This window comes from Devosia sp., assembly GCF_017307495.1.
GTDB lineage: Bacteria > Pseudomonadota > Alphaproteobacteria > Rhizobiales > Devosiaceae > Devosia_A.
Window position 1 is genome coordinate 295,214 of sequence record NZ_JAFKHE010000012.1, and the last position, 23,793, is coordinate 319,006.

General features: G+C 65.2%; 19 protein-coding genes. 11 read left to right on the plus strand and 8 right to left on the minus strand.

Annotated elements, in window-relative coordinates:
* Positions 1-89 precede the first annotated feature (89 nt).
* Positions 90-3,854: a methionine synthase gene (gene metH / locus J0I99_RS01985; protein WP_291395509.1), complete on the minus strand. Its 3,765-nt coding sequence runs from the start codon at positions 3,852-3,854 to the stop codon at positions 90-92.
* 162 nt (positions 3,855-4,016) lie between these two features.
* Between metH and J0I99_RS01990 the strand changes: the two genes are divergently transcribed.
* The 11 genes from J0I99_RS01990 to mazG all read left to right on the plus strand — a co-directional run bounded on the left by J0I99_RS01990 (position 4,017) and on the right by mazG (position 14,399).
* The gene (locus J0I99_RS01990; protein ID WP_291395511.1) at positions 4,017-4,721 is read left to right on the plus strand and encodes an alpha/beta fold hydrolase; all 705 of its coding nucleotides are present in this window, start codon (positions 4,017-4,019) and stop codon (positions 4,719-4,721) included.
* Positions 4,722-5,082: 361 nt separating this feature from the next.
* Complete coding sequence (locus J0I99_RS01995) at positions 5,083-6,198, plus strand: septal ring lytic transglycosylase RlpA family protein (protein WP_291395513.1); 1,116 nt, start codon at positions 5,083-5,085, stop codon at positions 6,196-6,198.
* Positions 6,199-6,239: 41 nt separating this feature from the next.
* Positions 6,240-7,391 (plus strand): D-alanyl-D-alanine carboxypeptidase family protein, encoded by a 1,152-nt coding sequence (locus J0I99_RS02000; protein ID WP_291395515.1) that lies wholly within the window; start codon positions 6,240-6,242, stop codon positions 7,389-7,391.
* Positions 7,392-7,457: 66 nt separating this feature from the next.
* Positions 7,458-8,144: a dTMP kinase gene (tmk, locus tag J0I99_RS02005; RefSeq protein ID WP_291395517.1), complete on the plus strand. Its 687-nt coding sequence runs from the start codon at positions 7,458-7,460 to the stop codon at positions 8,142-8,144.
* Between the two features lies 1 nt (position 8,145).
* Positions 8,146-9,171, plus strand: coding sequence for an AAA family ATPase (locus J0I99_RS02010; RefSeq protein ID WP_291395519.1), 1,026 nt, complete (start codon positions 8,146-8,148; stop codon positions 9,169-9,171).
* Entirely contained in the window at positions 9,168-10,718 is a 1,551-nt protein-coding gene (metG, locus tag J0I99_RS02015) for a methionine--tRNA ligase (RefSeq protein WP_291395521.1), read from the plus strand. Before J0I99_RS02010 ends, metG begins: the two co-directional genes overlap by 4 nt.
* Before the next feature lie 4 nt (positions 10,719-10,722).
* On the plus strand, positions 10,723-11,499 hold the full coding sequence (locus tag J0I99_RS02020) for a TatD family hydrolase (RefSeq protein ID WP_291395522.1): 777 nt from the start codon (positions 10,723-10,725) through the stop codon (positions 11,497-11,499).
* Positions 11,499-12,338 carry an MBL fold metallo-hydrolase gene (locus J0I99_RS02025; protein ID WP_291395523.1) on the plus strand — a complete coding sequence of 280 codons (840 nt, stop codon included), beginning with the start codon at positions 11,499-11,501 and terminating at the stop codon, positions 12,336-12,338. The genes J0I99_RS02020 and J0I99_RS02025 overlap by 1 nt, the downstream gene beginning before the upstream one ends.
* 39 nt (positions 12,339-12,377) lie before the next feature.
* On the plus strand, positions 12,378-12,767 hold the full coding sequence (locus J0I99_RS02030) for a RidA family protein (RefSeq protein ID WP_291395524.1): 390 nt from the start codon (positions 12,378-12,380) through the stop codon (positions 12,765-12,767).
* A gap of 66 nt (positions 12,768-12,833) precedes the next feature.
* On the plus strand, positions 12,834-13,571 hold the full coding sequence (locus J0I99_RS02035; protein ID WP_291395526.1) for a hypothetical protein: 738 nt from the start codon (positions 12,834-12,836) through the stop codon (positions 13,569-13,571).
* 12 nt (positions 13,572-13,583) lie between these two features.
* Positions 13,584-14,399 carry a nucleoside triphosphate pyrophosphohydrolase gene (mazG, locus tag J0I99_RS02040; protein ID WP_291395528.1) on the plus strand — a complete coding sequence of 272 codons (816 nt, stop codon included), beginning with the start codon at positions 13,584-13,586 and terminating at the stop codon, positions 14,397-14,399.
* On the opposite strand, the gene hflX is transcribed toward mazG, so the two are convergent.
* From hflX to dusB, 7 genes are all read right to left on the minus strand, one after another.
* Complete coding sequence (hflX, locus tag J0I99_RS02045) at positions 14,385-15,767, minus strand: GTPase HflX (RefSeq protein ID WP_291395530.1); 1,383 nt, start codon at positions 15,765-15,767, stop codon at positions 14,385-14,387. The genes mazG and hflX overlap by 15 nt on opposite strands.
* An 8-nt stretch (positions 15,768-15,775) precedes the next feature.
* Positions 15,776-16,024: an RNA chaperone Hfq gene (gene hfq / locus J0I99_RS02050; RefSeq protein ID WP_055049125.1), complete on the minus strand. Its 249-nt coding sequence runs from the start codon at positions 16,022-16,024 to the stop codon at positions 15,776-15,778.
* Between the two features lie 162 nt (positions 16,025-16,186).
* Positions 16,187-17,566 carry a sigma-54 dependent transcriptional regulator gene (locus tag J0I99_RS02055; RefSeq protein WP_291395532.1) on the minus strand — a complete coding sequence of 460 codons (1,380 nt, stop codon included), beginning with the start codon at positions 17,564-17,566 and terminating at the stop codon, positions 16,187-16,189.
* Complete coding sequence (locus J0I99_RS02060) at positions 17,566-19,899, minus strand: PAS domain-containing sensor histidine kinase (RefSeq protein WP_291395533.1); 2,334 nt, start codon at positions 19,897-19,899, stop codon at positions 17,566-17,568. Before J0I99_RS02060 ends, J0I99_RS02055 begins: the two co-directional genes overlap by 1 nt.
* A 217-nt stretch (positions 19,900-20,116) precedes the next feature.
* The gene (ntrC, locus tag J0I99_RS02065) at positions 20,117-21,565 is read right to left on the minus strand and encodes a nitrogen regulation protein NR(I) (RefSeq protein WP_291395535.1); all 1,449 of its coding nucleotides are present in this window, start codon (positions 21,563-21,565) and stop codon (positions 20,117-20,119) included.
* Positions 21,562-22,698, minus strand: a complete 1,137-nt coding sequence (locus J0I99_RS02070) for an ATP-binding protein (RefSeq protein WP_291395538.1) — start codon at positions 22,696-22,698, stop codon at positions 21,562-21,564. Before J0I99_RS02070 ends, ntrC begins: the two co-directional genes overlap by 4 nt.
* A complete protein-coding gene (dusB, locus tag J0I99_RS02075) occupies positions 22,695-23,696 on the minus strand; it encodes a tRNA dihydrouridine synthase DusB (RefSeq protein WP_291395540.1) in 1,002 nt (333 codons plus the stop codon). The genes J0I99_RS02070 and dusB overlap by 4 nt, the downstream gene beginning before the upstream one ends.
* Between the last annotated feature and the right edge of the window lie 97 nt (positions 23,697-23,793).

Sequence of the window (23,793 nt, forward strand, 5' to 3'; positions counted from 1 at the left end):
CGGCGCACCGGCCGTGCCACACGCGTTCCCTCTCCCCTCTGGGGAGAGGGACAGGGTGAGGGGCGCCAAGCGAAATGAACCAGCCGCCATCATGCCTCCCCCCTGTCCGCGCTCGGCGTGTAGTTGAGGATCGGCCCGAGCCAGCGCTCGACCTCGCGCACCGCCATGCCCTTGCGCCGGGCATAGTCCTCGACCTGGTCGCGCTCCACCTTGGCCACGCCGAAATAGAAGCTCTCCGGATGGCTGAGGTAGATGCCCGACACCGACGAGCCGGGCCACATGGCGTAGCTCTCGGTCAGCTCCACCCCGATCCGCTGCTTGGCGTTGAGCAGGTGGAACAGCGTCGTCTTCTCGGTATGGTCGGGCTGCGCCGGATAGCCCGGGGCAGGGCGGATGCCCTGGTACGGCTCGCCGGCAAGTTCGTGCGGCTGGAACGTCTCGGTATCGCCGTAGCCCCAGAACTCCTTGCGCACCCGCTCGTGCATCAGCTCGGCGAAGGCTTCGGCGAAGCGGTCCGCCAGCGCCTTGATCAGGATCGAGGAATAGTCGTCGTTACGTCGCTCGAAGCGCTCGGCGATGACGTTCTCCTCGAGCCCCGCCGTCACCACGAAGCCGCCGATATAGTCGGCGATGCCCTCGGGCGCGACGAAGTCGGCCAGCGCCATGTGCGGCTTGCCGCCGGTCTTCGACAACTGCTGGCGCAGCGTGAAGAAGGTGGCGAGCTGCTCCTTCCGGTCCGCGTCGGTGTAGAGCCGGATGTCGTCGCCCACCTGGTTGGCGTGCCAGAAGCCGATCACTGCCTTGGGCCGGAACCAGTTCTTCTGGATGACCTCGCGCAGCATCTTCTGCGCATCGTCCCACAGCTGCCGGGCTGCCGGGCCCTGCTCGGGGTCCTCCAGCACGGCCGGATAGCGCCCCTTCATCTCCCACGCCTGGAAGAACGGCGTCCAGTCGATATACTTGGCAATCTCGCCCAGGTCGTAGTTCTCGAACACCCGGGTGCCCAGGAAGGCGGGCCTTGGGGGGGCATACCCGTCCCAGTTCGGCTTGAAGCGGTTGGCCCGCGCCGCCTCGAGGCTGGTGCGCTTCTTTTCCGCCTCGGCCTGGTAATGCCGGACCGCCAGTCGCTCGTATTCGGCCCGCACGTCCGCGACATAGGCGGGCCGCTGCTCGTCCGACAGCAGCGACGACACCACGCCCACCGCCCGGCTCGCGTCGTGCACGTGCACCGTCGGCCCGCCCTGGTACTGCGGGTGAATCTTGACCGCGGTGTGCACGCGCGAGGTGGTTGCCCCGCCGATCAGCAGCGGGACCGTGAAGCCCTCGCGCTCCATCTCCTCGGCGACATGCACCATCTCGTCGAGCGAGGGCGTGATCAGCCCCGAGAGCCCGATCACGTCGACCTTCTCGGCCCTCGCCGTCTCGAGGATCTTGGCCGTCGGCACCATCACGCCGAGGTCGATGATCTCGTAGTTGTTGCAGGAGAGGACCACGCCGACGATGTTCTTGCCGATGTCATGCACGTCGCCCTTCACCGTGGCCATCAGGATCTTGCCGGCCGCCCTGAAGCCGCCCTCGCCGCCGTTGGCCGCCTTCTCCGCCTCCATGTAGGGGAGCAGGTGCGCCACCGCCTGCTTCATCACGCGCGCCGATTTCACCACCTGCGGCAGGAACATCTTGCCGGCGCCGAACAGGTCGCCGACCACGCTCATGCCGGCCATCAGCGGCCCTTCGATGACGTCGAGCGGGCGCACGGCCTTCTGTCGCGCCTCTTCGGTGTCCTCTTCTATGAACTCGGTAATGCCGTTGACCAGCGCGTGGCTGATCCGCTCCTCGACCGGCCTCGTTCGCCAGGTCAGGTCCTTGGCCTTCTGCTCGCCGCCAGCCTGGCCCTTGAAGCGCTCGGCAATCTCCAGCAGCCGCTCCGTCGCATCGGGCCGGCGGTTGAAGATCACGTCCTCGCAGGCCTCGCGCAGGCCCGGCTCCAGCGTGTCGTACACCGCCAGCTGCCCGGCATTGACGATGCCCATGTCCATGCCGGCCTGGATGGCGTGGTAGAGGAACACCGAATGCATCGCCTCGCGCACCGGCTCGTTGCCGCGGAACGAGAAGCTGAGGTTGCTCACGCCGCCGGAGATATGCGCGTGCGGAAGGGTCTCGCGGATCTTCTTCGTTGCCTCGATGAAGGCGACGCCATAGCCCGCGTGCTCCTCGATGCCCGTCGCCACGGCGAAGATGTTGGGGTCGAAGACGATGTCCTCGGGCGGGAAGCCGACCTCTTCGGTCAGGAGCTTGTAGGCCCTGGAACAGATCGCGACCTTGCGCTCGAACGTATCGGCCTGGCCCTGCTCGTCGAAAGCCATGACGACGACCGCCGCGCCGTAGCTGCGCACCAGCCGTGCCGTCTCGAGGAACTTCTCGACCCCCTCTTTCATCGAGATCGAGTTGACCAGCGCCTTGCCCTGCACGCACTTGAGTCCCGCCTCGATCACCTCGAACTTGGAGCTGTCGATCATCAGCGGCACGCGAGCGATATCCGGCTCGGCGGCCAGCAGGTTCAGGAACTCGGTCATCACCTTGACCGAGTCGATCAGGCCCTCGTCCATGTTGATGTCGATGACCTGCGCGCCGTTCTGCACCTGGTCGCGCGCCACGTCGAGCGCGGCGGTGTAGTCACCGGCGGTGATCAGCTTGCGAAACCGGGCCGACCCGGTGACGTTGGTGCGCTCGCCCACGTTCACGAACGGGATGTCGCCGGTCAGCGTGAACGGCTCGAGGCCCGACAGCCGCAGGAAGGTCGGCACCTCGGGGATCTGGCGCGGCTTGTACTTACCCACCGCCTCCTTGATCGCGCGGATATGGTCCGGCGTCGACCCGCAGCAGCCGCCGACGATGTTCAGGAACCCGTCGCGCGCAAAACCCTCGAGCTGCCGGGCCATGAATTCCGGCGTCTCGTCATAGCCGCCGAACGAGTTGGGCAGGCCGGCATTGGGGTAGGCGCAGATCAGCGTATCGGCCACGTCGCTCAGCTCGGCGATATGGGCGCGCATGGCGTTGGCGCCAAGCGCGCAGTTGAGCCCGATCGTGAACGGCCTGGCATGCCGCACTGAGTACCAGAACGCCGTCGGCGTCTGGCCCGACAGCGTGCGGCCGCTGAGGTCGGTGATCGTGCCCGAGATCATCACCGGCAGCTCGTAGCCGCGCTCGGCAAAGATGCGCTGCGCCGCGAAGATGCCCGCCTTGGTGTTGAGCGTATCGGTGATCGTCTCGAACAGCAGCACGTCGGCGCCGCCATCGATCAGCCCGTTGATCTGCTCGGCATAGCCCTTCACGATCTCGTCGAAGGTGATCGACCGGTGCCCCGGCGAGTTCACGTCCGTCGACATCGACGCGGTCTTGTTGAGCGGCCCGAGCGCTCCGGCCACAAACCGCCGCTTGCCGTCCTTCTCGAAGGCCAGTTGCGCCGCTTCGCGCGCCAGCCGGGCGCCGGCGAGGTTCAGCTCATAGGCCAGCTCCTGCATGCCGTAGTCGGCCATCACGATGTCGGTCGAGGAGAACGTGTTGGTCTCGACGATATCGGCGCCGGCGAGGTAATACTGCAGGTGGATCGCCCGGATATGGTCCGGTTGCGTCAGGTTGAGCAGGTCGTTATTGCCCCGCACGTCCTTGTGCCAGTCCTTGAAGCGCTCGCCGCGATAGGCCGCCTCATCCAGCTTCAACTGCTGGATCATCGTGCCCATGGCGCCATCGAGGATCAGGATGCGTTCCCGGGCCGCCGCGGCAAGGGCAGCCCGTACCTCCTCGCCATCCGGCAAGGAATTTCTATCGATCTCAATGGTTTGAGCAGTGGTCATAGCTCGACTTTCCAGCGCCAGTAACGCCACAATACGACATGTCCCGACGGCTCGCGCTCTCGGGATATAAAGATATCTTTATATGAACGACCGCTTCCGGGCAAGCAAGGCGGTTACCGCCACGGCGCCGCGCCGGAACAATCGCGTGAGTACTCGACCGACATGGCAATCCCGATCCTCCTCGTCCCCGGCCTGAACTGCACGGCCGAGGTCTACCACAACCAGTTGCCGGCACTGTGGCGGTTCGGCCCGGTTACCATCGCCAACCACCTGCGCGGCGCCGGCATGGCCGAGATCGCCGCCAGCATCCTCGCCGACGCCCCACCGCGTTTCGCGCTCGCCGGCTTTTCCATGGGTGGCTACATCGCCTTCGAAATCCTCCGCCAGGCCGCCGACCGGGTCACCGCCCTGGCGCTGCTCGACACCTCGGCCCGCCCCGACACCGCCGAGGCCACCGAAAAGCGCCGGGCCGCCATGGCGCTGGCGGGGCAGGGGAAGTTCACCCTCGCGATCCAGCAGTCCTTTCCCAACGGCGTCCACCCCGCCCACGTCACCAACCCGCACCTCAAGGCCCTGCACACCCGCATGGCGAGGGCCAACGGCCCCGAAACCTACATCCGCCACCAGCAGGCCATCATCACCCGCCCGGATTCGCGGCCGGACCTCCCAGCCATCAAGGTCCCAACGCTCGTGGTTGTCGGCGAGGCCGACAGCATTACGGTACCCGAGGCGGCCCGCGAGATGGCCACCAACATTTCCGGCGCCACGCTGGTCACCGTCCCCAACGCCGGCCACATGGCGCTTGTCGAACAGCCCGACGCGGTGACCGCCGCGATGGTGGAGTGGCTGGACGCGATCAAGTCCTGATCTAGCTACCAACCACCGTCATCCCCGGGCTTGACCCGGGAGTGGCGCGACCTGTGGGACGATATCAACCAGCCGGTGTAGCTGAGAGATCGCTGGGTCCCCGGGTCAAGCCCGGGGATGACGGAGTTTCATTTGCTTCCGCGGTGCACTGTACCTGCGCACCACCACCGTCATCCCCGGGCTTGCCCCGGGGGCCCACCTCTCCTGTTCAAAGATGCTTGTCGCGACATCGTGGCTCACCTCCAACCCCCTCACATTTCATTCAAATTAACCGCACCTCAACCACGATGCGTTTCCCTCGACGCATGCGCATTCAGCTTTCGCTAAGTGTGCGCGCAGAACAGCATGGGTTGACCAGGACTTGCCTAACTTTTCTCGCGACCTTCGTGCGGCCGCCCGGCTGCTTGTGCTTGCAGCGCTGCTTGCGCCGGTGCTTGTCGCGTGCGGCGGAGCAGGGGGCTCGATCCCGCACGTCAAGCGCGCCGCCTTCACCTCCAAGGAGTTCGGCGTCGCCGTCAGCCCGCGCGTCACCAATGCGAAGAACCCGCCCAGGGGCGGCGGCCGTACCCTCGTCGGCCAGCCCTATACCGTGCGCGGCGAAACCTACACGCCGCTCGCCGATCCTGCCGGCTACGTCGCCACCGGCAGCGCCTCCTGGTACGGTAACGATTTCCACGGCCGGCTGACCGCCAATGGCGAAATCTTCGCCGCCAACGCCATCACCTGTGCCAGCCCGGTGCTGCCGCTCCCCAGCTACGTGCGCGTGACCAACCTCGAGAACGGACGCTCGATGGTGTGCCGGGTCAACGATCGCGGCCCTTACCTGCACGGCCGCGTCATGGACATGAGCTACCGCGCCGCCGAAATTCTCGGCTATGCCGGCAAAGGCGTCGGCCAGATCCAGGTTCAGTATGTCGGCCCGGCGCCGCTCCAGGGCGACGACACCCGCATGCTGCTCGCCAGCGTCGACCGGCTGACCAATATGGAAGTCCAGACCACCCGCCTCGCCATGGCCGATCCGTCGGCGCCGGTTGGCGTATCCGGCGGGCGCCTGAGTTTCGGTGATTTCGGCGGGGGCGCCGCGCCGCAGCCGGCGGAGCGCCCCGACCTGCTGGGCAACTTCATCAATCTGTTTGGCTATGCCGAGAGCCCCGCTGCGTCCGAGGACATGAACAGCGCCTTCGCGGCGGCCACCGCCATGGCCACCCGGGCCGAGGCGCTCGACCCGTGGCTTGCGTCGGTGGATGAGGACAGGCGCGCCATCAGGCTCGAACTCGGGGTCTTCACCGACCCTCGCACGGCCGAGGACGTGGCCCTGCGCTTCGCCTTCCTTGGCGCCGTCGACGAACAGGCGGTCCGCATCCCCGGCGCCGACGCGACGCGCCTGACGCTGACCCGCCTCAAGCCCGGCGTGGCCCGCGATGACGTGATGGTGCTTGCCCGTGAACTTGGCCTAAAGGACCTCGTGCTCTATTAGTTGAACGGCGGCCGGGCAGTGGCCGCGATCGGGGTTGGATCGTGCGGACCTTCAGCCTGACAGTCTTGGCTGTTCTCGTGGCCTTGCTTGCCGCCGGGCTTGCACACGCGCAGGAGTTCGACACCAAGGCGAAGTATGCCGTGCTGATGGACTACGAGTCCGGCACCATCCTCTTCAACAAGGCCGGTGACGACCAGCTCGAGCCGGCCAGCATGGCCAAGCTGATGACGCTGGCCGTGGTCTTCGATCAGTTGCAGCGGGGCAAGCTCAAGCCCGACGACGAGTTCTTCATCTCCGAGCACGCCTGGCGCGACGGCGGCGCCTCGTCCGGCGGCTCGACCATGTTTGCCGTCCTCAATTCCAAGATTCCGGTGATGGACCTTGTCCGCTCGGTCATCATCCAGTCCGGCAACGACGCGGCCATCGCCCTGGCCGAGGGCGTCGCCGGCAGCGAACTGGCCTTCGCCCAGATGATGAACCAGCTCGGCAAGGAGATCGGGCTCACCGGGTCCAACTTCGTCAACGCCACCGGCCTGCCGGACCCGGCCCAGTACTCCACGGCGCGCGACCTCGCGACCATCGCCCGCTTCATCATCGCGCAGTTCCCGGAATACTATCCGATCTTCTCTGAGCGCGAGTTCACCTGGAACAAGATCCGGCAGATGAACCGCAACTCGCTGCTCGAGGTCGGCATTGGCGTCGACGGGCTCAAGACCGGCCATACCGAGGCCGCCGGCTATGGCGAGGTCGTCTCCACCGCCGCCACCGGCCGCCGTCTCATCGCAGTCCTGCATGGCCTCAAGTCGATGACCGAGCGCACCGAGGAAGCCCGCAAGCTCGTCACCTGGGGCACGCGCGGCTTCGAACTGATCCCCGTCTTTGCCGAGGGCGCGCCCGTCACCTATGCCGACGTCTACGGCGGCAGTTCCGGCCAGGTCCCGCTGGTCGGCAAGGGCAACATCGACCTGTTCCTGCCCAAGGGGGCACAGAACTGTCCGACCGCGACAGTCACCTACCGGTCGCCCATCCACCCCCCTGTGAAGAAGGGCGATCAGCTGGCCCAACTCAATGTCATGTGCAATGGCACTGTGGTACAGGTCACGCCGCTCTACGCCGGCGAGGATGTCGGGGAGGGCGATATCGTCCGCAAGGCGACCGACGCGCTCAAGGAACTGGCGCTCGGCTGGTTGTAGCGGGCCGGAAGTCCGGCAGAAGTTCATGGACTTCCTGCAGGACAACGCGCGAACAAGGACCTCCGAATGCTCGATGTTCCAGCCCAGTCCGCTGCGCGCTTCATCACTTTCGAGGGCGGCGAAGGGGTCGGAAAATCGACCCAGGTCAAGCGACTGCTCGTCCGGCTGAACCGCATGGATATCGAGGCCGTCCGCACGCGCGAGCCCGGCGGAACGCCGAAAGCCGAGGCCGTACGGGCCTTTATCCTGCAGGGTCGGTCCGAGAGCTGGGGGCCCGGCGCCGAAGCGGTGCTCTTCGCCGCGGCCCGCTACGACCACGTCAGCACCCTGATCGCTCCCAGCCTCGCCAGCGGAAAATGGGTCATTTCCGACCGCTTCCACGACTCCACCCGGGCCTACCAGGGCCTCACCGGAGGCGTGAATGAGAAGCTTATTCAAGGACTTGAGACCCTGGCTCTCGACGGCCACCAGCCCGACCTGACCTTCGTGCTCGACATGGACCCGGCCTCCGCCTTCGCCCGCGTGGAGACCCGCGAGATCGAAAAGGCCCTGGTCCAGACCGGCGACCGCTTCGAGAAGGAAGACCTCGAGTGGCACCGGCGCCTGCGCGAGGCGTTTCTTGCCATCGCCGCCGCCAACCCGCAGCGCTGCGTGGTTCTTCCTGCCGCCCAGTCGCCTGAATCCCTCGAGCAGGAGGTCTGGGACACGCTCATCCGCCGCTTCCCCGAGGTCGAGGCAAGGAAGGCCGGCTGAGTTGAACTATCCCGAAAGAGAGCCCGACCAGCTCGAAGGCGTCGCCCCGCCCGAGTACCAGCCGTCTGTCCTCGGCCACGCCGCCGCACAGGCCAAGCTCCTCGAGCGCCTCGACGCCGGCCGCTTGCCGGGCGGCATCCTGATCCACGGCCCGCTCGGCATCGGCAAGGCCACGCTCGCCTTCGACCTCGCCCGCCGCATCTTCGAGCGCACCGGTGATGAGTCGCCCGCTCACATTGCTGCCCAGGTCGCCGCCGGCGCCTATCCGAACCTCTTCGTCATGCGCAAGGCGCCGCGCGACACCGGCAAGGGCTACTACACGGCCATCCGCGTCGAGGAAGTCCGCCGCTTCATCGAGGAGATGCGCATGACCCGGGGCAGGGCCGGACACCGCATCGCCATCGTCGACCCGATCGACGACTGCAACGCCTCCTCGGCCAACGCACTGCTTAAGATTCTCGAGGAACCCCCGGCCGATACGACCTTCCTGCTCGTCTCGCACCGCCCCGGATCGCTCCTGCCCACCATCAAGTCCCGCTGCTTCCAGGTCGCGCTGCGCCCCGTCGCGGATGCTGATGTGCGCGCCGTGCTCGAACGCGCCGGCGCCGATCCGGCCCTGATCGAGCGCGCCATCTTGCTGGCCGGCGGCAAACCCCGCCGCGCCTTCGAGGCCATGCTACTGGGGGAGGGGGGCTCGCTCGGCCTGCTCCAGGCGTGGCTCGCGGACCCGTCTGGCACCGCCGCTCAGCGGCTGGCCATTGCCGACCTACTGGGGGGCGATCGCGACTCCGCCGAGCTGCGTTTCGCCCGCGACATCATCGCCGACTGGATTGCCAACGCCGCCCGTTCGGCCGCGGCTTCGGGCGACCGCGCGCGGCTTGCCTCGGCCAACGAGCTATGGGACAAGGCCTGGCTTTCACTTGCCGATGCCGACGAATACAACCTCGACATGCGGCAGACCCTGGTCGCCATTCTCGATGCGATCCGCAAACACCATCAATTGAGCCTCGCCCCGTCCGCGCTATGACCGAGACCTTCTACGTCACCACCGCCATCGCATATCCCAACGGCGCGCCGCATATCGGCCACGCCTACGAGATGATCGCGACCGATGCGATTGCCCGCTGGGCCCGGCTGCAGGGGAAGGACACGTTCTTCCTCACCGGTACCGATGAGCACGGCATCAAGATGGTGCAGACGGCGGCTGCGGAGGGGATCACTGCCCGCGAGCTGGCGGACCGCAACTCGGCCCGCTTCAAGGAGTTGGCTGCGCGCCTCGACGTCTCCAACGACGACTTCATCCGGACCACCGAGCCGCGCCACTACGAGGCGAGCCAGGAAATCTGGCGCAAGATGGCCGCCGGCAACAATGGCGACATCTACCAGTCGGTCTACAGGGGCTGGTACTCGGTCCGCGACGAGGCCTATTTCGACGAGGGCGAACTCACCGACGGCGAGGGCGGCAAGAAGTTCGCCCCCACCGGCGCCGAGGTGAAATGGGTCGAGGAAGACAGCTACTTCTTCCGCCTCTCCGCTTATCAGGAGCGCCTGCTGAAGCTGTATGAGGAGCATCCGGAGTTCATCGCGCCCGAGGAGCGCCGCAACGAGATCATCTCGTTCGTGAAGGCCGGCCTGCGCGACGTCTCGATCAGCCGCACCACCTTCGACTGGGGCATCCCCGTACCCGACGCGCCCGGCCACGTGATGTACGTCTGGGTCGACGCGCTCACCAACTACATCACCGGCGTCGGCTATCCCGACGCGAACTCCGAGCAGTTCAAGACGTTCTGGCCGGCGAACCTGCACGTCATCGGCAAGGACATCATCCGCTTCCATACCGTCTACTGGCCGGCCTTCCTGATGAGCGCAGGCCTTCCGGTGCCGCATCGCGTCTTCGCCCACGGCTTCCTGACGTCGGAAGGCAAGAAGATGTCGAAGTCGGTCGGCAACATCGTCGATCCGCACGAACAGCTCGATCTCTACGGCACCGATCCGGTCCGTTGGTACTGCCTGCGCGAGATCAGCTTCGGCCAGGATGGCGACTGGGGCCGCGAGAAGTTCGTCAACCGCAACAATTCGGACCTTGCCAACAATTTCGGCAACCTGGCGCAGCGCTCGCTGTCGATGATCCAGAAGAACTTCGGCGGCCTGCTCCCCGAGGCGCAGCCGACGGAAGCCGAGCGTGCCATAGTCGCGACCGCCGTTGAGGCCATCGGCAAGATGGACCTCGCCATGAAGACCCAGCAGATCCACGACGCAGCGGGCGAACTCGTGGCGCTGCTCAACGCCGCCAACCTCTACTTCGCCGACCAGGCGCCGTGGGGGCTGAAGGCCGACCTGCCGCGCATGGGCACGATTCTCGCGACCACCGCCGACATCGTCCGTCGCGCCGCCATCGCGGCGCAGGCGTTCGTTCCGGGTTCGGCGGCCAGGTTCCTCGATGCCCTCGCGGTCCCTGCCGACCAGCGCCTGCTCAGCCATGCCCTCGGTGCATCCCACGTTGCCGCCGGCACCGCCTTGCCGCCGCCCGAGCCGGTGTTCAAGAAGTTCGAGATCGCCAAACCGGCAGCTTGAGACCATGCTGATCGACAGCCACTGCCACCTCGATTTCCCCGAACTCGCCGCTGACCGCGCCGGTGTGCTGGCGCGTGCCAGGGCGGCCGGCATCAATGCCATGGTCACCATCTCGACCCGCGTGAAGCGCTTCGACGAGATCAAGGCCATTGCCGAGGCTCACCCGGAGGTCTGGTGCTCGGTCGGCACGCACCCGCACCACGCCGATGAGGAGCTCGACATCTTCGCCGATGACCTGATCCGGCTCAGCGAGCATCCGCGCTGCGTCGCCATCGGCGAGGCTGGCCTCGACTACTTCTACGACAACGCTCCGAAGCAGGCGCAGGAGACGGGTTTCCGGCGCCACATCGCCGCAGCGCGCATCACCGGCCTGCCGCTCGTCATCCATTCCCGTTCAGCCGACGTTCATATGGGTGGCATTCTGCGGGAGGAAATGGGGCAGGGGGCCTTCCCCTTCCTGCTCCACTGCTTCACTGGCGGCGCCGATCTGGCCCGCACCGCGCTCGAACTCGGCGGCTACATTTCCTTCTCAGGTATCATCACATTCAAGAATGCCGAGGAGATCCGCGAGGTCGCGAGCTTCGTCCCGGCCGACCGCTATCTCGTTGAAACTGATGCACCTTATCTCGCGCCGGTGCCGCACCGCGGCGCCACCAACGAGCCGAGCTTCGTCGCCCATACGGCCGCCAAGGTCGCCGAGATCCGGGGCATCGGCGGCGAGCAGCTCGGCCGCGAGACGACGGAGAATTTTTATCGACTATTTTCAAAGGCTAAGGCGTAATGCCTGAAGCGACACGTGTAATTGCCACAATCATGGGCTGCGGCTCGTCCGGCGGCGTACCCCGCATCGGCGGCAACTGGGGCGTCTGCGATCCGGCCAACCCGAAGAATCGCCGCAGCCGCTGCTCGCTGCTCGTCGAGGGCTACACCGAGGGCTCGGACGAGCCGACCCGCATCATTGTCGACACCGGCTGCGACCTGCGCGAACAGCTGCTTGCCGCAGAAGTCGATCGCGTCGAGGCGGTGCTTTACACCCACGAGCACGCCGACCACACGCACGGCATCGACGACCTCAGGGTTCTGGCGCTCAACAACCGCCGGCGCGTCGACGTCTATTTCAGCCAGGAAGCTGCAAACCGCATCGTCCCGAGCTTTGCCTACTGCTTCACGGCGCCGCCGGACTCTGGCTATCCGCCGATCCTCAACCAGCACCTCATCGAATCCGGTGTGCCGTTGACCATCAAGGGGCCGGGAGGTTCCATCACCGTGCTGCCATTCGCCCAGGAGCATGGCGACATCACCTCGCTCGGCTTCCGCATCGGCGGCTTTGCCTACTCTTGCGACCTGAGCGGTATTCCCGACGACTCCCGCGCCGCCGTGAGCGGCCTCGACACCTGGGTCCTCGACGCTCTGCGCCCGACGCCGCATCCGAGCCACCTGAGCCTCCCCGAAACTCTGGAGCTGGTCGCCGACCTGGCGCCTCGTCACGCCATCCTTACCAACCTTCACATCGATCTCGACTATGCCCAGACGGACGCCATGACGCCAGCGAACGTTCGGCCGGCCTACGATGGGCTGCAGATCGACATCACCGCCGGCGAAATCATCAGTCCCCGCTGACGCCAGCAGCGCTATCTTGGGTCCCGGGAGGCCTCACGAATGATCGAAGTCATCGACACCGGCATCGCGCCATCGAACGGTCCAATCAACGACTGCGTCCGCGCCGGCAATCACGTCTGGCTGGTCGTCATCGCGGAGGATCCCAGGACCGGCGCCATCATCGATGGCGACATCGAAGCCCAGGCGCGCCAGGCGCTTTCGAACCTCAAGCAGGCGGTGACGGCGGCCGGCGGCGCGCTGACGAACATTGTCCAGGTGCAGATCTTCCTGATCGACAGCGCCGACGCACCGGGCATGAACCGCGTCTATGCCGAGTTCTTCAACCACAAGCCATATCCGATCCGCGCTACGGTGGTCGTCAAGGAACTCTTGGCCAAGGGCCTCAGGATCGAGATCACGGCAACGGCGGTGATCGATAGAACCGCCTGATCACGCCCGATTGGCCACGTCGGACAGTTCCATAATATATCTTATGCGAATGGAGGATATGCGTAGATGAGCCTTGTCGAGGACCTCGCCTACCAGCTTGCCGAAGCCCACAAGGCTGGCCGTCACGATATCGATGCCAAGCCCTATTCCCAACTCGACCGCGACACGGCGCTGGCTGTCCAGCTGCGCGTCATGCAGCTCCTCGGCCAGGCGCCGGGCCTGTTGAAGACCGCGGTCGCACCCGACGGCGCTGGCGTCTGCGCGCCGATCTTCGCATCGAAATTCGGACAGTCCGGCTCCTTCAAGCTGCAGTCGGCCAACGTCACCGGGCTAGAGCTCGAAGTCGGCCTGGTGCTCGACCGCGACCTCGACGTCGAAACCGCTCGCCGCGACGAGATCGATATCGTCGAAGCCATCGACTACTATTTCGTCGGCATCGAGATCTGCGGCACGCGCTATGTCGATCGCACTGTTGCCAGCTTCAACGGCGGCCTCGCCGATGGCATGTCGTCCCTGGGCTACGTGATGAACCCCAAGCATCGCGACCTCGGTGCCGAGATCGACGATTTCGAAGTCACGCTCGAGTTCGCCGGCAAGCAGATCCACGCAGCGCCTGCCAAGCACTCCTTCGGCACCGTGCTGAAGTCGTTCATCGCCTATGCAAAGAACCAGAACCCGGCGTTCCCGTTGAAGGCCGGCACCATCGTCACCACAGGCTCGCTCTGCGGCCTCGTTCCCATCACGGGAACCGGCCACGTGATGGGCCAGCTCGGCAGCTACACGGTCGAGTTCGACATCGTCTGATCGGAGTTTTCCATGCAGCCGTCGCGCGACATTTCCCGCCTGATCGAGATCATGGCGGCCCTTCGCAACCCCAACGGCGGCTGCCCGTGGGACCTCGAGCAGGACTTCGCCTCGATCAGCAACTACACCATCGAGGAAGCCTACGAAGTCGCCGATGCCATTGAGCGCAAAGACTTTTCCGACCTGCGCGAGGAACTCGGCGACCTCCTGCTCCAGCCCGTCTACCACGCCCAGATGGCGTCCGAACAAGGCCTGTTCGACATCGGCGACGTCGTCTACGCCATCACCGAGAAGCTGATCCGCCGCCATCCCCACGTCTTCGGCGACGACGCTGCGCGCAACGCCGGCGGCGCCAAGGCCAAGTGGGATGAGGTCAAGGCCGACGAGCGCGCCAGGAAGGCGGCCAAAAAGCAGGCCGCGACCTCCCTGCTCGACGACGTCCCGCAAGTGCTCCCTGCCCTTGCCCGCGCCGAAAAGCTGAGCCGCCGCGCCGCCTCCGTGCAGTTCGACTGGCCCGACTGGCACGACACCCTCGCGAAGGTCCGCGAGGAGTTGGACGAAGTCACCTCCGCTGCAGAAACCAACGACAAGGCCAAGGTACAGGAAGAGCTTGGCGACCTCCTCTTCGCCGCCGCCAACCTTGCCCGCAAGCTCGGCATCGAGCCCGAAGCAGCGCTGCGCGACGCCAATGCGAAGTTCACCCGCCGCTTCCGCTATGTCGAAGCCCGCGCCGCCGCGGACGGCGTCGCACTGGCCGACGCCGGCCTCGAGCGCCTCGATGGCTACTGGAACGAAATCCGCGCCCGGGACCGCTCAGGCGGCGTCTGAACCCTCGATACGGCCGGCAAAGCGCTCGGTGAAGGCATTCTTGTGCCGGGCCTCGACCCGCACCTCGTAGACCTGCCCGTTCTCGTCCGGATCGTCCTTGCCGATGATCTCGGCGTGGCCATAGAGCCAGCCGACATCGGCGCCGGCCGTATGCGGCACAAGCACACGGTAGGTGCGTCCCTGCCCTGCCAGCACCCTTTCGACCGTGCCGAGCAAAACATCGAGCCCTTCGCCGGTCTGCGCCGAAACCGGCACGGACGCCGCGACCTTTCCGGCCGGCGTCAGTGTGGCAAGCGCGGGAATGCTCCCATCGGCTTCTCGCTCCAGCAGGTCGACCTTATTCCACACCTCGATGATCGGCGTCGTCTCGGCCGAAACGCCCAGCTCCCCCAGCACCTTGAGCACGTCCGTCGCCTGGGCCGCGTGGTCCGGGTTGGCCACATCCCGCACGTGCAGGATCACATGCGCCTCCAGCACCTCTTCCAGCGTGGCGCGGAACGCCGCGATCAGGTCGGTCGGTAGGTCCGAGACAAAGCCCACGGTGTCGGACAGCATGACCTCGCGGCCGTGCGGCAACGAGATCTTCCGCACCGTGGTGTCAAGGGTTGCGAACAGCAGGTCCTTGGCGAACACCCCTGCCCCGGTCAGTGCGTTGAAAATGCTGGATTTCCCGGCGTTAGTATAGCCGACAAGCGCCACCACCTGGAACGGCACGGCATCGCGGCGCCCCTTCTGCTGGCCACGCGTTTGCCTCACCTTTTCAATGCGTTCCTCGAGCATCTTGATACGCTCTTGGAGCTGGCGCCGGTCGCTTTCCAGCTGCGTCTCGCCCGGGCCGCCCATGAAGCCGAAGCCGCCCGAGCCGCGCTGGCGCTCGAGGTGGGTCCAGCTCCGGACCAGCCTGCTCTTCTGGTAGTTGAGGTGGGCGAGCTCGACCTGAAGCACGCCCTCCCGCGTCGCCGCGCGCTCGCCAAAGATCTCAAGAATCAGGCCCGTGCGATCCAGGACCTTGGCACCCGTTTCCTTCTCAAGATTGCGCTGCTGGATCGGGTGCAGGGCCGCGTCAACGAGCAGAAGCTCGATCTTGCCCTCGTCCACCCGCTTCGCAATCTCGTCGACGTGGCCGCCGCCAATGAAGGTCGCCGGCTTGACCTCCCGGACCTTGGCGATCTCCGAGAACACGATCTCGACGTTGATCGCGCTCGCCAGCCCTTCAAACTCGGCCTTCCGGGCCTCGATCGAATGTGTAGTGGCGCGGCCCCGTACATCGGGCACGACCAAGCCGACACGGGTCGGCGCAGTACGCTGATCTATGAATGCCTGAGGGCCACCCTTTCGGGCGGCCTCATCGTCGAACTCGTCACTCATGGGCTACGTCAGTCCTCGCCGGTGTGTTCCGGATCGAACAACTGGATCGGAGCGCCCGGCATGATGGTCGAAATCGCGTGCTTATAGACCAGTTGCGACTGCGCATCGCGCCGCAGGAGCAGGCAGAAGTTGTCGAACCAAGTGATCACCCCCTGCAGCTTGACCCCGTTGACGAGAAAGATCGTTACCGGGACCTTCTGCTTACGAACGTGATTGAGAAACGCGTCCTGGAGATTCTGAGTCTTTTCGCTGGGCATTCCCTGGCCTCTTTTCATGTGGGGGGCGCACTAGCTGCACCAGTCACCCATATAGTGGGCAGCAGTCGCCACCGCCACTGCCCCTACGCGCCTTCAGTCTCCCCTCGCGCAGAAATTATGGCACAGAAGATACCGAGTGCCTACCCGGCCAAGCAAGCCCCACTAGAGGCCGAGAGACTTGATCTTTCGGTGAAGGGCGCTGCGCTCCATACCGACGAACTCGGCGGTCTTGGAGATGTTTCCGCCAAAGCGCTCGATCTGCGCCATAAGGTACTGGCGCTCGAACACCTCGCGCGCATCTCGCAGCGGCAGGCTCATCAGGTGCGCCGAGGAGTCGCTGTCACCGACCGTCGGCAGCACTTCGCCAATATCCGGCGGCAGCAGCGCGGCCGTGATCACTCCATCGGCCGGCGCCTGGTCCTTGACCAGGATCAGCAGCCGTTCGATCGAGTTGCGCAACTGCCGCGCATTGCCGGGCCAGTCCTGCGCCTGCAGTACGGCTACGGCGTCGTCACCAATCGACATGCTCCTCAGGTTGTGCAGGCGGCAAACCTGCTCGATGAACGCATTGACCAGGGGCGGGATGTCCTCGCGCCGCTCCTTGAGCGGGGTCAGGTGCAGGGGCACGATCGACAGCCGGTGGAACAGGTCCGAACGGAACTGTCCCTGTTCGATCAGGGCAGCCACGTTCTGCGAGCTTGAAGAGATGATGCGCACATCGATCGGCACGGCCACGGCCCCGCCGACGCGGTTGAACTTGCTCTCGACCAGCGTGCGCAAGAGGGCTTGCTGCGCCGGCTGCGGCAGGGTGGCGACCTCCGAAAGGTAGAGCGTCCCGCCATGCGCCCGCTCGAGCGCGCCAACCTCCGTCCGCAGGATACCGGTTTTCTCGCGGGTCTCGCGGCCGAAAAGTACAACCCCGACTTCATCGGGCGAATAGAGCGAGCAGTTGATCTCGACGAACGGCGCCTCAGCTCGCGCGCTCTTCTGGTGGATCAGCCGCGCCGACAAGCCCTTGCCTGTACCCGAGGCCCCCGAAATGAAGATGCGCGAATTGGTCGGTGCCGACTTCTCGATCACAGCCTTGATCGCCTGAGTCGCCGGCGAGTTGCCCACGAGTTCGACTGTGTTGTTCGAACGTTCCCGGAGATCCGCGACCTCATTCTTGAGGCGGGCCGCCTCCATGGCCCGTTGCGTGATCAGTAGCAGGCGGTCCACCTTGAAGGGCTTCTCGATGTAGTCATAGGCCCCACGCCGAATGGCGCTCACAGCCGTCTCGACGTTGCCATGCCCCGAGATCATCACCACCGGCATATCCGGGTGCTGGCTCTGGAACTCATCCAGCAGTTGCAGCCCGTCAAGCCGGCTGCCCTGCATCCATATATCGAGGAACACAAGGCTCGGCCGCCGCCTCGCGATTTCGTTGAGACCCGAATCGGCGTCGTGCGCCTGTCGGGTCTGGTAGCCCTCGTCCTCGAGGATGCCCGCGATCAGGTCGCGGATGTCATCCTCGTCATCGATGATCAGAATGTCGAGGGCCATCAGGTATTGTCGACCGCTTGCAATTGCGGCTCCTCTTGCTGTCCGCTGTCAGGTTTTGCCCCACCCGCTGCGTCATCAGTCACTTGGGTTGCAGCCCGCTGCTCCGCAACCACCTGAGGAGCTGCTGGCTCCTCTTCGTCCGCCTCCCCTGGCCGCTTGAGCGGCAGGGTGAAGGTGAAGCAGGCGCCGACGCGCCCGTTATCGTCCGGCTCGGCATCGATCAGGTCGACCTTGCCGCCATGCTGTTCGATGATCTTTGCGACGATCGCAAGGCCTAGACCCGTGCCCTTCTCGCGAGTGGTCACGTAGGGCTCCAACAACCGGTTTCGGTTCTCCTTCGGCCAGCCCTTGCCATTGTCGGACACCGAGATTCGTACCATCTCGCGCTCCGGAGCAGCAGCCACTGTGATCATCGGGCTACGGATCGCCTCAAGCCCTGCCCCCTCGATCGCCTCCACCGCGTTCTTGATGAGGTTGGTCAGCACCTGGCTGATCAGCCGATTGTCGAACCACGCGATGACCGGGTCATCCGGCAGCTCCATCCTGATCTGCACTTCCGGCAGCCGCACGCTTTCGAGGAACACCGCCTGGCGGATTGAATCCGTCAGATTCCCCTTTTCCAGCCTCGCTTCCGGCATCCGCGCGAACGAGGAGAACTCGTCCACCATCCTGCCGATATCACCTACCTGCCGGATGATCGTGTTCACGCACTTGTCGAACACGTCGAAATCGTCGGCAAGCTTGCTGGCATACCGCCGCCTCAGGCGCTCGGCGCTGAGCTGGATCGGGGTAAGCGGATTCTTGATCTCGTGCGCAATACGCCGGGCAACGTCTGCCCAGGCCCCGGTACGTTGCGCCGACAGCAGATCGGTAATGTCGTCGAGCGTGACCACGAAGCCCTTGCTCTCGGTCATCGCCCCCTCGCGCGTCAGTTGCACCTGATAGGTGCGATAGTCGGGACCAGAGCCGATCTCGATCTGGTCGCGGATCGTGCCACGGCGGGCGGATTTGGCACGATCGATGACCGGGCCCAATGCGGGAATGACCTCGTCAATTCTCTTCCCTACCAGCGAGATCTCGCTCGCGCCCACCATCTCGGCCGCCCTGAGGTTGACCAGCGTGATCGCACCGAACGGATCGAGGCCCACGATGCCGGCCGAGACGCCCTCCACCACCGCCTCGGTAAACTGCCGACGCTTCTCGTTGGTTTCATTGGCTTCGACAAGCGCTACACGCTGCGTCTTCAGCTGCTGCGTCATCGTGTTGAAGCGGTTGCTGAGGTCGCGCAGATCGCCCCTGCCCTCCTGCACCGGAACGCGCACGTCGAGGTCACCCTCCGACACCCGACTGGAGGCAATCATCAGGTTCCGTATCGGATCGACAAAGCGATTGGCGAGCGCAATGCCGATCCAGACCGCCGCGAGCAGCAGCACGAGCGCCATGCCGATGTACATGAGCGTGAAGGTGATCTGGAAGACCAGACGATTGCTCTCGTAGTTCCGGTATTCCGTGATGTTCTGGTCCGTGAGCCGGGTGAACTCGAGGACCTCCGGATCCACTGGTCGGGCTACGAACAGGTAGGTGTTGTCGTACCCTCGCAGCTTTACCACCGACCCGACGAGGTTGGTCCGCCCCGGCGCAATCTCGGTCGGGCGCCCCTCGACAACGCCCTGCGTAAGCCCGGGCGGGACGCGTGGCGCTGTACCGGGCGCATTGATCTGGGCCTTCATCAGCGTATCGCCGTCAGCCGAGATCAGCGAGGTAAATGGCAGCGACCGGGTCACAGCGAGCGCCGTGAGGATGCGCTGGAACTTCACCCGGTCCGTCTCAAACGTCCCGCGCGCCTGCTCGAGTTCGTTGGCGACCCAGATGATGTCATCGCGCAAGACCTGCGAATGCTCGAGCATGTAGGAACGCGCCACAAGTCGCGAGCTCTCGACCATGGTTCGGGTGCGCTCCGAGAACCACTGGTCGAGCCCCTGGTTCAGCGAGATCATCGCGACAACAGCAACGAGCAGCGCCGGCACGGCAGCCACCACGGCGAACATCGCCACCATGCGGACCTGTAGGCCGGCACCCGGCTGGCCGCGCAGGCGAGCCTGAGTTAGCAACGTCGCCTCTGTCAGGACCAGCGCAACCACCGACAGCACCAGCAGGCCGTTGACGATCCAGATGATCGTCCAGACCTCGGGGGTCGGCTCAATGTCCGTCGCTCCTGTCATGATCAGGAACGAGCCGGATGAAACGAACACCGACAGAAGCACGATGATCAGACCGATCGTGCGGATCGTCCTACGTCCCATGTCGCCGAACAGCACGGGCCGCGTCCGCACCGGGGCGGGCGCTCGGGTAGCCTCAGGCAGTACGTCGCTTGCGAGCGTTGCGTCGTGCATCCAGTAGCCGCTATCGGGGACTCATCGCAGGCCGTAGCCGCGTGAGACCCTTCAATCCAATTGGTGCAAAAATGTGACACCCGAGGAAGATGCCGTGAATACCTTCCCTAGGCTCATAGATGCAAATTGGCAACAGGCCCTGGAGTCGATGTGATGTCTAGCCTTGCCGGCGTGACTGCTTGATGATCTCGATCGAATGCGCCCGAATCTTTTTGCGCAATGTATTGCGGTTCAAGCCGAGCAGGTCCGCCGCGCGAATCTGGTTGCCGCCGCAGGCATTCAGCGCCATGGCGATCAACGGCGCCTCGACCTTGTCGATCACCCGCTGGTAGAGACCTGCGGGCGGCAGGTTCGGTTCGTACTCCCGAAGCACCTGCGCCACGTGCGTCTCCACCGCCGTCGACACATCCATTGACCCGGACGTCACCGGCACCTGCCGCCGATCGGCAAGGTTGAGTTCGCTCTGGACGATCTCGAGCGAAATGTTCTCGTCGGCATAGAGTGCGGCCAACCGGCGTACCAGGTTCTCGAGCTCGCGGACGTTCCCCGGCCAGGAGTAATTTTGCATGAGCCGGATCGCTTCGGGCGAGATGGTCTTGACCGGCTCCCCTTCTCTGTGTGCTGCCCTGAGGAAATGCTGCACCAGGTCGTTGATGTCGTCGCTGCGTTCGCGCAGGGGCGGCAGCCGGATCGGAACGACGTTGAGTCGGTAGTAGAGGTCCTCGCGGAATAGCCCCTGGCGAATCATCTGGCTGAGATCTCGGTGCGTCGCGGCGACGATGCGGACGTTCGCCTTGATCGGCGTGCGTCCGCCGACCATGGTGTACTCCCCCTCCTGCAGCACCCGCAGCAGGCGCGTCTGCGCGTCCATCGGCATGTCGCCGATCTCGTCGAGGAAGAGCGTCCCCCCCTCTGCCTGCTCGAAGCGCCCCGAGGAGCGGGCGGTGGCCCCCGTGAATGCCCCCTTCTCATGGCCGAAGAGCTCGGCTTCGATCAGGTCGCGCGGGATGGCGGCCATGTTGATGGCAACGAACGGCCCGTTTCGGCGCTTGCCGAAATTGTGCAGAGCCCGCGCGACCAGTTCCTTGCCGGTGCCGCTTTCGCCGGTGATCATCACCGTCAGGTCGGTTTGCATCAGCCGCGCGAGGGCGCGGTAGATGTCCTGCATCGCCGGCGAACGGCCGACCAGCGGCATGGTCTCCCCGGGCTCCTCGGCCTTCTTCTCGCTCGTCGACGACTTTTTTACATCGGCCAGCGCCCGCGCGACGACCGACAGGACCTCGGCGATGTCGAAAGGCTTTGGCAGGTACTCGTACGCACCTACTTCATTGGCGCGGATTGCCGTCATGAAGGTGTTTTGCGCGCTCATCACCACCATGGGCAGGTCCGGCCTGAGCTTCTTGATCTTGGGCATAATGTCGAACGCGTTGCCGTCGGGCATCGAAACGTCCGTGATCAGGAGGTCCCCCTCGCCCCGGCTGACCCAGTTCCACATCGTGGACATGTTGCCCGTCGGGCGAACCTCGTACCCGGCCCGTGTCAGCGCCTGGTTCAGCACCATGCGGATGGCGGCGTCGTCGTCGGCGAGCAGCACCGTGTGGCTCATTTGGCCTGAACCTCTTCGGACTCGGTCTCGATCAGGGTCGCCTTGGGGGCGACCGGCAACAGGATGCGGAAACGCGTGCGGCCGGGCCTGCTGTCCATGTCGACCACCCCGCCGTGATCACCGACGATCTTGGCGACGAGTGCCAGACCCAAGCCGGAGCCCGACGGCTTCGTGGTTACGAAGGGATCGAACAGGATCGGCATGATGTCCGGCGGGACGCCCGGGCCGTTGTCCTCGATGACGATCTCGATGGGCAGAGAAATGCGCTCCGCGACGCCCTGCACGGAGATACGGATGCCGGGACGAAATGCAGTCGAGAACCGGATCTCTGGTTTCGACGTCCGCTCAATAGCTTCAGCTGCGTTCTTCACAAGGTTCAGGAACACCTGAATCAGTTGGTCCCTGTTGCCGGCCACCGGCGGCAGCGACGGATCATATTCCTCGTGGAAGGTGATGCCCTTTGCCACCCCGTTCCTGGCCAGCAGCTTCACCCGGTCGAGCACGACGTGGATGTTGATCGGCTCGGGTTCCATCGGCCGATCATCGCCAAAGACCTCGACGCGGTCGATCAGGTCAACGATCCGGTCGACCTCGTCGCGCACCAGCCGCGCGAGCGGCAGCTCGTCGTGCGTGACGCTCTGCTCCAGCAGTTGCGCCGCACCGCGAATGCCGGACAGCGGGTTCTTGATCTCGTGTGCCAACATAGCGGCAAGGCCGGTCACCGAGCGGGCGGCACCGCGGCTGACCAGTTGCCGATCGATCTTGTCGGCCATCGTCCTCTCCTGGAACAGCAGCGCGATGCGGCCATCGGAATCCGAGAGCGGGGAGGCGAACACATCGACGATCCGATCGTCGCTACCGTCAGCGAAGCGCGACGAACCAACCCGAACACGATATTCGGTCATCGGAGCGCGCCGCTCCGCAACGGCCTGAATGAGCCCCAGTATGGGCGAACCGAAGGCGATGAGGTCGTCGAGCCGCTGACGTGTCAGCACGCTGAGCGAAGCGCCGAAGAACGCCTCGGCGGCATAGTTGACGAAGACGATGCTGTGGTCTTCACCACAAACCAGGATCGGTTGCGGCAGCGCCTGCAGGACGGCGGTGCTGAGCGCCGGTGACGGCTGCTTGCTCATGCCGCAATCCTCCGGTCCGCACCGTAGATGTCTGGAATCATGGCATGCACTTCGGAAGGGTCCGGGGCATTGAGCAGCCGATGGCGGAGCCCCTTGTCGAGTACGATGCGGCCTGCTTCCAGGTACCAGTCCAGATGCTTGCGCGCTGCGCGCACACCAACAAGCTTGCCGTAGCTCGACAGGATCCCCTCATAGTGCTCGGCGACGACCGCAACGAGTTCCCGTCCCGTCGGCGTGGCCGCCCCGTCAAGGCCAGCAAGTCCAGCACCGATTTGCCCCACCCTCCAGGGCTGGCCTTGGGCCCCGCGCCCGATCATGACTGCCGCCGCACCGGATTCGCGCAGCGCCTGACGTGCCGCCTCCAAGTCGACGATGTCGCCATTGACGACGACCGGGACGCTTACCGCCTCGGCCACGGGCCGGACCAGGTGCCACCGGGCCTGGCCCTTGTAGAACTGCTGGCGGGTGCGGCCGTGGACGGTGATCATGCGGGCTCCGGCGTCGACTGCCCGTCGCGCCAGAGCGGCGGCATTCATGCTGTCCTCGTCCCAACCCAGCCGCATCTTCACCGTCACGGGGAGCGGGGTTGCGGCCACGACGGCGTCGATGAGCTTCAGCGCCTCGTCGGGAACGCGCATCAGCGCGGAGCCGGCATAGCCGTTGGTCACGCGCTTGGCCGGGCAGCCCATGTTGATGTCGATGATATCCGCGCCGGCGGCCTGAGCGATCTGGGCCCCTTTCCTCATCCACTCGGCCTCGCATCCGGCGAGTTGCACGACATGTGGCAACGACCCGGACTTGTGGAGCTTGCGCACCATCTCGTCCTGCCCGGTAGCGAGGGCGTTGCTCGCGATCATCTCGGAGACGACAAGTCCGGCGCCATACCGTTCCGCCAGGCGGCGCATCGGTGCGTCGGTGATTCCCGCCATGGGCGCAAGGAAGGCCCGGCTAGGCAGGACGTGGCCAGCAATGCTTAGCGCGCAGGCAAATTCAGACAATCCCTGCCCCAGATTTGCTCATTTCCAGGAAATGCCCGCAGAATAGTCAAAAACCTGTCGCGTGCAACCGCCGAATGCGGTCCAGAGTCGCTGGAAA